Raw genomic sequence first — 11,642 nt, forward strand, 5'->3', positions numbered from 1 at the left:
TATCGTTTCCGGTAGCCGACACTTAACGATGACGCCCGAAAACCGGTATGACCACGCGCTGCAACCGGACGTTTTAACGTTCGCTGCGTCATCCCCGGCTATATCTGCCCCGAGGACGCCGGCACACGGCATGGGTTGAATTGGCGCGTGATCCTTTCCGAGATCGGAGTTTCGGAATCCCGCGCTCGATCGGGGCGGGGCAATGGACGCGAGATCGGACAGGAACGCAATTCCGCTTGCGGTCGATCTCGACGGCACGCTGATTGCAACGGACCTTTTGTGGGAAGGCCTGTTCATCCTGCTCAAGAAGAACCCGCTCCATGTCTTTCTTCTGCCGCTCTGGCTGATCGGCGGACCGGCCCGGCTGAAGCAGGAGATAGCCCGGCGCATCGATATTGACCCGGCCTCGCTGCCTTACCGCCAGGACCTGCTCGACCGGTTGCGCGCCGAGCATCGGGAGGGCCGCAAGATCGTGCTGGCGACAGGAACGCCGCGTAAGTTCGCCGAGGCGATCGCAGCGCATCTCGGTATTTTCGATCATGTGCTGGCGACCGACGGCCCGCACAACATGACGTCGGCCACGAAATGCGCGGCCCTTGTCGCCGCCTATGGCGATGCAGGCTTCGACTATGCCGGCAACAGCCGTCACGACCTCAAAGTGTTCGACGCCGCGCGCAACGCGCTGGTCGTGGCGCCCGACCGCAGCGCCCGGCGCTGGCAGGCGGCGCATCAGGCCGAGGCCATGCCCGCGCCGAAGCCGACGCTCAGGACCTACATCAAGATGCTGCGCATGCATCAGTGGCTGAAGAACGCGCTGATCGCCGTGCCGATGATGCTGTCGCACGAATATTTCAATCCGAACATGATCTGGGAGTGCCTGCTGGCATTCCTCTCCTTCAGCGCCGTGGCATCCGCTATCTATATCCTCAACGATTTCTTCGACCTGGCGCTCGACCGCAAGCATCCGACCAAGCGCAACCGGCCTTTCGCCAGCGGTGCTTTGTCGATCCCGTTCGGACTCGGCGCGATTGCGGTGCTGCTCACGATCGGCGTCGTCGCCAGCCTCTTCCTTCCGATCGAATTCCTCGGCGTGCTTTTGGGCTACATGGCGGTCACCACAGCCTATTCGCTGTCGTTCAAGCGCATGCTTCTGGTCGATGTGCTGACGCTTGCGGGCCTCTACACGATCCGCGTTCTGGCTGGCGCTGCCGCCACCGGCGTGGACGTCTCCTTCTGGCTGCTTGCCTTCTCGATCTTCTTCTTCCTGTCGCTGGCGCTGGTGAAGCGCTTCGTCGAACTGCGCACCACGGCCATCCCACCCGGCGAGCGCATCGCCGGCCGCGGTTATCGCACCGAGGACCAGGAAATCGTCGCGCAGGCCGGCATGGCGTCGGCTTTCTCCTCGGCGCTGGTCCTGGCGCTCTACATGGACAGCCCGGCGGTGCGCGAGCTCTATCCGCATCCCTGGCTGATATGGCCGCTGGCGCCGATCGTGCTCTACCTCACGATGCGCGTCTGGATACTGGCCCGGCGCGACGAGATGCATGACGATCCGGTCGTCTTCATCATCCGCGACTGGCGCAGCCAGATCGTCGTCGCCATCGGCGCGGTCTTCCTCGTCGCCGGGGGCTGGTGATGGGCCAGGAACGCTTCGGCAGCTTCGGACTGGCGACGTCGCCCGCGCGCAAGGCGATCCCGGCGGACGAGGCGATCGCCTTGCTGAAGCGCGGCGAGGCGAAAGCCGGATCGCTGCTCGGTTACGGCAATGGCCGCTCCTATGGCGACAGCTGCCAGAACGATGCGGGCATGGTGGTCGACATGCGGCCGCTCGACCGCATCCGTTCCTTCAACGCCGAGACCGGCGTGCTCGAGGCGGATGCCGGTACGCTGCTTTGCGACATCATCGCCCACGCCGCGCCCTACGGCTTCTTTCCGGCCGTGGTTCCAGGCACGCAGTTCGTCACGCTGGGTGGCGCGATCGCCAACGACGTCCACGGCAAGAACCACCACCGGCGCGGCACGTTCGGCTGCCACGTCGAGGCCTTGACGCTGCTTCGATCCGACGGCCAAACCTATCGCTGCTCGCAAACCGACAATGTCCGGCTGTTCGCGGCAACGATCGGCGGCATGGGGCTGACCGGGCTCATCCTGTCGGCATCAATCAAGCTGATGCGCGTGCCCTCGCTCGACATAACGGAAAAGACGACGCGGTTTCGCGATCTCGGCGAATTCTTCGATCTTGCCGAGGCTGCCGACCAGGCCAACGAATATGCCGTCGCCTGGATCGATCAGCTTGCCGGCGGCCACGGACGCGGGCGTGGGCTCCTGTTCACCGGCAATCATGCCGAGCACGGCTCGCACGCGGCGGACCACGCCGGCAGCCGGCTTTCCGTGCCGGTGCAGCCGCCATTCAATGTGCTGAACCGGCCCTTTCTCACCGTCTTCAATGCGGCCTACCGCTGGAAGAAGGGCAAGTCCGCGGTTCCGCGCCAGGCTGGCTACCAAGGCTTCTTCTTTCCGCTCGACGGCGTCCGCGACTGGAACCGGCTCTATGGGCCGCGCGGGCTTTTCCAGCACCAAAGCGTGGTGCCGGAGGAGAAGGCCCGCCGCATCGTGCCCGCGCTGCTCGATGCGGCGCGACGAGCAGGGCAGGGATCGTTCCTGACGGTGCTCAAACGCTTCGGCGGTGTCCGCTCGCCGGCGCTGCTGTCATTCCCGCGGCCCGGCTACACGCTGACGCTCGATTTTCCCAACCGGGGTGACAGGACGTTGCGGCTGCTCGCCGAGCTCGACCGCATCACGGTCGAGGCGGGCGGCGCGGTCAATCCCTACAAGGACGCCCGGATGGGGCCTGAGACATTTGCCGCGTCGTTCCCGCAATGGCAGCGGCTGGAGGCGCTTCGCGACCCGGCTTTCATATCGAGTTTCTGGGCGCGTACCGCAAAGAGACTGGAGGTCGGAGAAGGGAGAGCCGAAGCCGCGGAATAGATAAAAATCGAACAAACCATGGTAAATTAAGTGTTACGCCGTGGTTTACCCAAAATACCGGTCCGGCTTCACGAAATATTTGCAGGTTTGTAATAGGACCGCCCAAGGGGCGGGGTGGCAACAATGAAATACATAATCTTCATTCTCTTCACGGTCATGACCAATGCCGCGGCGCAGCTGATGCTGAAGCAAGGCATGATGTCGATGGGGCCGATTTCCTTCGAAGGCGTCAATCCGCTCGTCAAGCTGTTGCAGATCGTGTTCAGCCCTTGGGTGTTCCTGGGCCTCTGCACCTTCGTCATCTCGATGGCGTCGCATCTCTACGTGCTGTCCAAGGTCGAGCTCAGCTTCGCCTATCCGTTCCTCAGCCTCGCCTATGTCGCCGTGGCGATCTTTGCCTATTTCGTCTTCCGCGAGGACCTCAATGGCTGGCGTATCGCCGGCATCGCCTGCATCTGCGTCGGCACGATCCTGATCGCGCAAAGCGGCAGGGAAATGGGCAGTCGCGGGCATGAGGACCAGACCGCATCCGTCAATCCCGACAAGATCGGCACAAGCGAGATCGTTCGATGAGACATGTGATTTTCGGCGGCGACGGCTTCGTCGGCCGTCATCTTGCTCCCAAGCTCGCCGCCGATGGCGAGACCGTCGTCGTTGCCGACATCGTCAAGAGCGACCTGCCGCATTACCGCTCCATGCGCTTCGTCACCTGCGACGTCACCGATCCGGTCTCGGTCGCGGCTGTCGGGCTCAAGGCCGACGACATGGTCTACAATCTGTCGGCCAAGATGCTGTCGCCGATCCAGGTGCGCGCCAAGCGGCATGATTTCTTCTTTCCGGTGAATTTCCACGGCACCGAGAACATCATGCAGGCGATGGACAAGGCCGGCGCCGCGAAGCTGGTCCATTACACGACCGACATGATCTACGGCCACACTGTGGTGCTGCCGATGACCGAGGACCATCCGGTCGCGCCGCTCGGCGAGTACGGGCTGTCGAAGCTGAAGACGGAGGAACTCGCCGCCGAATGGCGCAAGCGCGGCATGTCGATCTCGCTGTTTCGGCCGCGTTTGATCATCGGTCCCGGACGCCTCGGCATATTGGAAAAGCTGTTCAAGCTGATCGACTGGAATCTTCCCGTGCCGATGATCGGCTCGGGCAGGAATCCCTATCAGTTCATCTCGGTGTTCGACTGCGCGGAGGCCGCCCGCGCGGCCTGGAAAGCCGGCGTGCCGAACGAGGCCTATAATCTGGGCTCCCTCAACCCGCCGCCGGTCAAGAAACTGCTCGGCGACCTCATCCGCCATGCCGGCTCGAAGTCGATCCTGCTGCCGACGCCCGGCTGGGCGGTCAAGCGCACGCTCGATCTGCTCGATCTGTTGAACATGCCGATCATGGATCCGGAGCAGTATCTGATCGCCGACGAGGAATGCGTGCTCGACGTGTCCAAGGCCGAGCGCCAGCTCGGCTGGGCGCCGCAATATCGCGACGAGGACATGCTGATCGCGGCCTACAGCGAATACCGCGCCAAGAAGGACGGCCACGCCGTCGCCACCGAACACGTGCCTGCCGAATAGGGCGACGAAGGGGAGATTTTTCAGATGACCGTCATGGCCAAGCCGGAACAGACAGGCGCGCGCACGCTGGTCGAAGCGCCGGCGCTTTCGCCCGCTTCCATCGCCAAGCCCGAGCTGATCAGCGTCGAGCAGGCCAAGGCGATGAACGTCGCCCGCATCACCGACCTGTTCAAGGCGCATCTCAATCCGGGACAGCTGCATTTCATGAAGCTGCTCGGCTTCCACAAGGTCAAGATCGAGCGCGCTGAGGGCATGTTCTATATCGACCAGAACGGCCGCAAGATCCTCGACTTCTTCGGCGGCTTCGGTTCGCTCGCCTTCGGCCACAACCATCCGCGCATCCTGGAAGCGCGCAAGACATTCCAGGAGGAAAAGCGCCAGGAGATCGCAATCGCCTTCATGTCGCAATACGCAGCGGCGCTCGCGCATAACATCGCCAAGTGCTCGCCCGGCGACCTCGATATGGTGTTTTTGGGCTCCTCCGGCTCGGAAGCGATGGAAGCGGCGGTGAAGCTCGCCGAGCGCGCCGCAGGGCCGAAGCGGCCGAAAATCGTCTATGCCGAGAATTCCTTCCACGGCAAGACCAAGGGCGTGCTGGCGATCACCGACGGACAGCTCTACCGCGCCGACTTCAAAGTCGCCGACAATGTCGTGCGCGTTCCCTTCGCCGACATCGACGCCGTCGAGCGGCTGTTCAAGAGCGATCCCGAGATTGGCGTCATCGTGCTGGAAACCATCCAGGGCGGCGGCGGCATCATCCAGGCGCCGAGCGAATACTGGCAGAAGCTGCGCGCGCTTTGCGACCGGCACGGCGTGCTGTGGGTCGCCGACGAGGTTCAGTGCGGTTATGGCCGCTCGGGCCGCTTCTATGCCTTCGAGCATTACGGCGTGGTGCCGGATGTGACGGCGCTGGCGAAATCGCTCGGCGCCGGCAAGGCGGCGGTCGGCGCCATGATCGCCAGGCGCGACGTCTACATGAAGGCCTATGGCACGCCGAAGACGGCGATGATCCATGCCATGGCGACCTTCGGCGGCATGGGCGAGGCCTGCGCCACCGCGATCGAGGGCATCAACGTGCTCTATGACGAGGGGCTGATCGACAATGCCGCCTCGACCGGCGCGTACCTTCTGCAGCGGCTGCAGGCGCTGAAGGAAAAATATCCGAAGATCATCAAGGATGTGCGCGGCAAGGGTTTTATGATCGGGCTCGAGTTCCACGATTTCTCGCAGACCCTGCCTATGGTGCTCAGACCGGTGGTGAGCGTGCTCGACGACAAGTTGAAAGGCTCGCTGTCCGGCTTCGTCGGCTCGCTCTTGTTGCGCGACTACGACGTGCTCGTCGCCTTCACCGAATACAACCGCAATGTTATCCGGCTCGAGCCGCCGCTGATCTGCCAGCCCGAGCATGTCGACGGCTTCGTCGACGCCTTCGACAACCTGTTGTCGCGCGGCATCGTGGCGATCGTGAAGGATTTCGTGAAAAGCCAGGTCGGGAAATAGAGGCCGCCGAGCATGCTGACGAGGCCGTCCGCTCCGACCAAACCGCTGGAACGGTTGACCGGCGCCGGCCTGGCGTGGGGCGAGGGAGCTTACGCGAAATGGGCGGCGTCGATCRGGGCGATCGCCTTCTCGCTCTATATCCTGCTGACCGCCGCGACCGCCTGGTTCATGCCCGACGCCAACTGGGACATGCTGCCCTATCTGGCGATTGCCGAGGAGGGCGCCTATCCCGATCCACAAGCGCTGCATGACTATGCCTACAGCACGGTCAAGGGTGGCGTGTCGGCGGGCGACTACAAGACGTTGACCGACGACGGCGGCGGTTTTCGCAGCCACATGGCGGAGAATGCCGCCGACTTCCATTCGCTGCTCGGCATGTACAGGATCAAGTTCCTTTATGCGGAAATCCTGTCGAGCCTGAGCCATGTCGTCTCGCCGGTCGAGGCGATGCGGCTGGTGCAGGTGTTTTCCGTGCTTCTGTTTGGCATCATCACGCTGGCCTGGCTGCGCTCGGAGGGCGCGCTGGCGCTGGCGCCGGTCGCCGGCGCAATCCTGATCATGGCCGATTTCGGCGATGCGGCGCGCGCCTCGACGCCCGACCTTTTGTGTTCGGCGCTGTTCCTTGGCGGGCTCTTTGCCTACGTGCGCAAGCGCGAGGCGGCGACGGCGGTCCTGCTTTTCCTGGCTTTCATGGCGAGACCCGACAACATCGTCTTCCTCGCCATCTTCGCGGTGCTGCTTATCGCTTTCCGCGAGAGGGCATGGGGCGCGCTGGCCGGTTTCGCAGCCTCTTTCATCGCCTATTTCGCCATTTCGCACTGGGCCCAGCATCCCGGCTGGTGGCCGCATCTGTGGTTCTCCAGCATCGARCAGCATTACAACATGGACGGGTTCGACCCGCCATTTTCGGCGGCCGCCTATCTCAAGGCCTTTGCGGCGTCGGTGGTGCGCGCCATCAGCGTCAACAGTTGGGTCGGCGTCTCGGTCCTGGCACTGGCCGGCTGGTTCGGGCTCGAGCGCACCGGCTTCCGACTCGACCGCCGTGCCGGCATCCTGCTGGCGGCGCTCGTGCTCGGCGTGCTGGCGAAGTTCGCCGTCTTCCCGATCCACGACACCCGCATCTATTTCCCCAACCTTCTGCCGCCCTTCCTGCTGATCGCAGCGCCGTTGATGGCGCTGTGGGCAGCGGCGAGCCGGGGCGGGCCTCGCGCTGCGCTGCAGGCCAATTCCGGAGATAAGTCATGAGCTCGGTGTCCAGCTTCGCGCGCATCCTGTTGTCGCTCGGCCTTCCGGCAGGCCTGCTCGATCGCGGGCCGGCGTTGCGCGGTACGAAGTTCCTTGCCAAGGCGGCGCTCAAGGCGCGCTTCGGCGGCAATGGCCGGCCGTTCCAGATGGTCAATGTCGGCGCCTGCGATGGCGCGCTGTTCGACGACGTGACGCCGTGGCTGCACAGCATCCGCGGCGCTCGCGCCATGCTGGTCGAGCCGATCCCCTACAATCAGAAGCGGCTGCGCGCCAACTATCCTGATACCGACCGCTTCATCATCGAACCGGTGGCGGTGACCAGGGCCAAGGGCACGATCACCGTCCATACGTTTGACGCCGCCGCGCTCGAAGCCGGCACGCTGCCGATCGAGTTCATCGGCTGCTCGTCCGTCACCGACACCAATCTGATGTCGGGCAAGAATGCCTGGGGCGAGGCCGACGCCAATTTCAACAAGTTCGCGCCCCATCTGAAAGACATCGAGGTGCCGTCGGAGACCCTGCAGACGCTGCTCGACCGCAACGGCATCGTCCATATCGACGCTTTCCTGGTCGACTGCGAGGGCGCCGACTGGATGGTGTTCGAGCAGCTCGACCTCGAGCGCTACCGCCCCGGCATGATCAAGATCGAGGTCGGCGCGCTGCCGGCGGCCGAGATCGGCCAGGTCGTGGTCAAGCTGAAGACCGCCGGGTACCAGGTCGGCTTCCAGGCCGAGGACATCTGGGCCTTCGCTTGAAAAGAACACCCCCCGCACGAGCCGTCGCGCCGCACTTGCGGCGTGTCGCAAACAGGCGGTAGCTCAATCCGCGTCCTCTGCATATTGTGCGCCATTCGAAGGGCGCGCAAACGCGCCCGTCTATCCCTTTGGAGTCGCGGGCAATGGCAGAGTTTCCGAAAAAGGCGAAGGTCGTCATCGTCGGTCTGGGCGGTATCGTCGGCGCGTCCGTCGCCCACCACCTGATCGAGCGCGGTTGGGACGACATCGTCGGTATCGACAAGTCGGGCATCCCGACTGATATCGGCTCGACGGCGCATGCCTCGGACTTCTGCTACACGACCAGCCACGATTTCCTGTCATGCTGGACGACGCTCTATTCCATCGATTTCTACGAGAAGATGGGGCATTACGCGCGCGTCGGCGGCCTCGAAGTCGCCCGCGTCGGCGACGATGGCCGTATGGACGAGATCAAGCGCAAGGTCGCCTCCGCCAAGGCGTTCGGCACCCGCGCGCGGCTGATCGAGCCGGCCGAGATCAAGAAAAAGTTTCCGCTGATCGAGGAGCATCTGGTGCAAGGCGGCCTGTGGGACCCGGATGCCGGTCTCGTCATCCCGCGCTCGCAGACGGTTGCCGGCAAGCTGGTCGACCAAGGGGTTGCAGCGGGCAAGCTGCAGGCGTTCGCCAACACCTCGGCCAAGGAGCTGATCGTCGAGAACGGCCGCATCAAGGGCGTGGTCACCGAGCGTGGCACGATCGAGGCCGATTATGTGGTGGTCTGCACCGGCATCTGGGGCCGGCTCACCGCGGCTCTGGTTGGTGAGGACCTGCCGGTCATGCCGATCGACCATCCGCTGACCTTCTTCGGCCCCTACAACGAGTTCGCCGGCACCGGCAAGGAGATCGGCTGGCCGCTGCTGCGCGACCAGGGCAACTCGGCCTATATGCGCGACACCGGCGATCCGAAGACCGCCGAGGGCGGGCAGATCGAATGGGGTTATTACGAGGAGACCAATCCGCGCCTCTGCCACCCGCGCGATCTGCTCGAAAAGCATGAGGCGCGGCTGTCGCCGTCGCAGCGCGACCTCGACATGGAGCAGATCATGGCGCCGCTGGAGCGCGCCATGGAACTGACGCCGATCCTCGGCGGGCTCGGCTACAATGAAGGCCACTCCTTCAACGGCCTCTTGCAGGTGACCACCGATGGCGGTCCGTCCATGGGCGAGAGCCAGAAGGTGAGAGGCCTGTGGTACGCCGTCGCCATCTGGGTCAAGGACGGCCCGGGCATGGGCAAGCTGATCGCCGACTGGATGACCGACGGCCGCACGTCGATCGACCATCACCAGATCGACTATTCGCGCTTCTATCCGCACCAGATGCAGGAACAGTTCATCTGGGACCGCTGCACCGAAACGGCGATGAAGGTCTACAATCCGGCGGTGCATCCGCGCGAGCCGTTCTCCAAGGGCCGCAACGTCCGCCGCTCGCCCTTCTGGGAGCGCGAGAAGGAGCTCGGCGGCTATTTCATGGAGCTGGGCGGCTGGGAGCGCGCCCATGGCTACGCCGCCAACGAGCATCTCCTGGAAAAATACGGCAACCGCGTGCCGGTGCGCGAGAACGAGTGGGACAACCGCCATTTCTGGCGCGTCTCCAATGCCGAGCATCTGGCGATGAGCGAGGATTGCGGCATCGTCAACCTCTCGCATTTTTCGATGTACGACGTCGAAGGCCCCGACCATGTCGCGCTGCTCGAATGGCTGTGCGCGGCCAAGATCGGCGGCGACAACAATATCGGCAAGGGCATCTACACCCACTTCCTCGATGAGGAAGGCATGGTGCGCGCCGACTTCACCGTCATCCGCATGGCCGACCGCTGCCGGGTGATCGACGGCGCCGACGCCGGCCCGCGCGACTTCCGCTACATGCAGCGCACCGCGCAGGACAAAGGCTTTGACGCCACCGTCACCGACGTGACCGAAAAATACGTCACCATCGGCATCTGGGGGCCGAATGCCCGCACGACCTTGCAGAAAGTGGTCGAGAACCCGGAAGGCCTGACGCCGGAGAATTTTCCCTTCGCCGCGATCAAGCCGATCAGGATCGGYGGCAAGGACGTCACCGCCTTCCGTATCTCCTATGTCGGCGAGCAGGGCTGGGAGCTGCATATGCGCTACGAGGACGGGCTTGCCGTCTGGGACGCGCTGCGCTCCACTGGCGTGATGCCGTTCGGCGTCGAGACCTACGCCAACACGCGCCGCATGGAAAAGAGCCTGCGGCTGCAGAACGCCGATCTGCTCACCGAGTACAATCTGCTCGAGGCCGACCTTGCCCGCCCGAAGGTCAAGGAGAACGACTTCTGCGGCAAGGCCAAGCATCTGGAATACCGCGCCCGCGCGCATCAGCCGGCGATGCTGTGCACGCTGGTGATGACCGAGAACACCGATTCCAAAGGCGTGGCGCGCTATCCGGTCGGCTCCATGCCGGTGATGGACCCGGCGACCGGCGAGACACTGGTCGACGAGCTCGGCCGCCGCTCCTTCACAACTTCGGTCGCCTATGGTCCGACGATCGGCAAGAACATCGCGCTTGCCTATCTGCCCTGGGCTTATGCCCAGGAAGGCCGCAAGCTGCAGGTCGAGTATTTCGGCGAGACCTATCCGGTCGAGGTCGCCGGCGTCGGCTACAAGCCGCTCTACGACCCGGAGAACCTCAAGCCGAGAAGCTGAGGGCTAGACGATGGACGCAACAGCCCGGCTTCGGCCGGGCTTTTTTCTTTTGYGCAGCAGGATTCTCGCATAGCGTTTGCACCAGGCGGAGTGGGTAGCTTGCAACGGTTCGGCTGGGACAGGAAGAACGACGCGTTCGTCTTCACGATGACGGGGAACATTCCCGTCCATGTCAGCTGGACCTTTGCCGTTCCCGCCGCCTTGCCGTTCCTGCATGAGTGGTCGAGACGTCCCCAGGCCGCCCTGACTCATACGCTCATCTTTGCCGCGCTGCTGTTCCTGTCGGTGTTTTTGCACGAGCTTGCCCATGTCTGGGCCGCGCGACGGCGAGGCATCGGCACCCAACGGATAGACCTGTACCTCTTCGGCGGAATTGCCTGGTTCAAGCCCGGCGCCGCGGCTTCGCCCTATGGCTGGGCGTGGATCGCCTTCGCCGGGCCGTTGGTGAACATCATCCTGGCGGCGGGTTTCGCGACTGCCTATTACCTTTTTGCCCGGCCCTTGTTGCCGGTCGAGCCGGACGGTCTTTTCAGTTCGCCGGCGCCGAGACCGGACACGCTTCTCGGGTGGACGCTTTGGCTTGGCGCCCTGGTGAATGCGGTTCTGGCCGTTCTCAACCTCCTCCCGGCCTATCCGCTCGATGGCGGGGCGATCGCCAGGCATCTGCTTGCGCCGCGTTTCGGCCCGGATACCGCCACGCGGATCGTCGGCTTCTGCGGCGTCGTGCTTTCAATTTTGCGCTTCGCGGTCATTGTGCYTGCGGCAACAGCCGGAATTCTGTTGTGGATTCCGCCTTCGTTCAGGCCGAACTGGCGGGCGTTTCGCGCTGCCGGCAAGAAGAAGCCCGTTCCGCAGCGCCCGGCTTGATGTGC

At 63.9% G+C, this 11,642-nt stretch carries 9 protein-coding genes; all 9 read left to right on the top strand.

From position 1 onward, the window contains the following. Positions 1 to 202 precede the first annotated feature (202 nt). Positions 203 to 1,636: a UbiA family prenyltransferase gene (locus tag LCM4577_RS28395; RefSeq protein WP_071074331.1), complete on the top strand. Its 1,434-nt coding sequence runs from the start codon at positions 203 to 205 to the stop codon at positions 1,634 to 1,636. Further along, a complete protein-coding gene (locus LCM4577_RS28400; RefSeq protein ID WP_071074332.1) occupies positions 1,636 to 2,988 on the top strand; it encodes an FAD-binding oxidoreductase in 1,353 nt (450 codons plus the stop codon). Before LCM4577_RS28395 ends, LCM4577_RS28400 begins: the two co-directional genes overlap by 1 nt. Before the next feature lie 123 nt (positions 2,989 to 3,111). Then, the gene (locus LCM4577_RS28405) at positions 3,112 to 3,561 is read left to right on the top strand and encodes an EamA family transporter (protein WP_041011856.1); all 450 of its coding nucleotides are present in this window, start codon (positions 3,112 to 3,114) and stop codon (positions 3,559 to 3,561) included. Further along, the gene (locus LCM4577_RS28410; protein WP_071034066.1) at positions 3,558 to 4,565 is read left to right on the top strand and encodes an NAD(P)-dependent oxidoreductase; all 1,008 of its coding nucleotides are present in this window, start codon (positions 3,558 to 3,560) and stop codon (positions 4,563 to 4,565) included. Before LCM4577_RS28405 ends, LCM4577_RS28410 begins: the two co-directional genes overlap by 4 nt. A gap of 24 nt (positions 4,566 to 4,589) precedes the next feature. Next, positions 4,590 to 6,065: an aspartate aminotransferase family protein gene (locus LCM4577_RS28415; RefSeq protein ID WP_071074333.1), complete on the top strand. Its 1,476-nt coding sequence runs from the start codon at positions 4,590 to 4,592 to the stop codon at positions 6,063 to 6,065. Between the two features lie 12 nt (positions 6,066 to 6,077). Then, positions 6,078 to 7,310: a hypothetical protein gene (locus LCM4577_RS28420; protein WP_071074334.1), complete on the top strand. Its 1,233-nt coding sequence runs from the start codon at positions 6,078 to 6,080 to the stop codon at positions 7,308 to 7,310. Beyond that, entirely contained in the window at positions 7,307 to 8,065 is a 759-nt protein-coding gene (locus LCM4577_RS28425; RefSeq protein ID WP_071074335.1) for an FkbM family methyltransferase, read from the top strand. Before LCM4577_RS28420 ends, LCM4577_RS28425 begins: the two co-directional genes overlap by 4 nt. Positions 8,066 to 8,208: 143 nt before the next feature. Beyond that, positions 8,209 to 10,770, top strand: coding sequence for an FAD-dependent oxidoreductase (locus tag LCM4577_RS28430; protein ID WP_071074336.1), 2,562 nt, complete (start codon positions 8,209 to 8,211; stop codon positions 10,768 to 10,770). A gap of 99 nt (positions 10,771 to 10,869) precedes the next feature. After that, the gene (locus LCM4577_RS28435; RefSeq protein WP_071074337.1) at positions 10,870 to 11,637 is read left to right on the top strand and encodes a site-2 protease family protein; all 768 of its coding nucleotides are present in this window, start codon (positions 10,870 to 10,872) and stop codon (positions 11,635 to 11,637) included. Positions 11,638 to 11,642 lie beyond the last annotated feature (5 nt).

This window comes from Mesorhizobium sp. LCM 4577 (assembly GCF_001854795.2).
In the GTDB taxonomy this organism is placed as follows: domain Bacteria; phylum Pseudomonadota; class Alphaproteobacteria; order Rhizobiales; family Rhizobiaceae; genus Mesorhizobium; species Mesorhizobium plurifarium.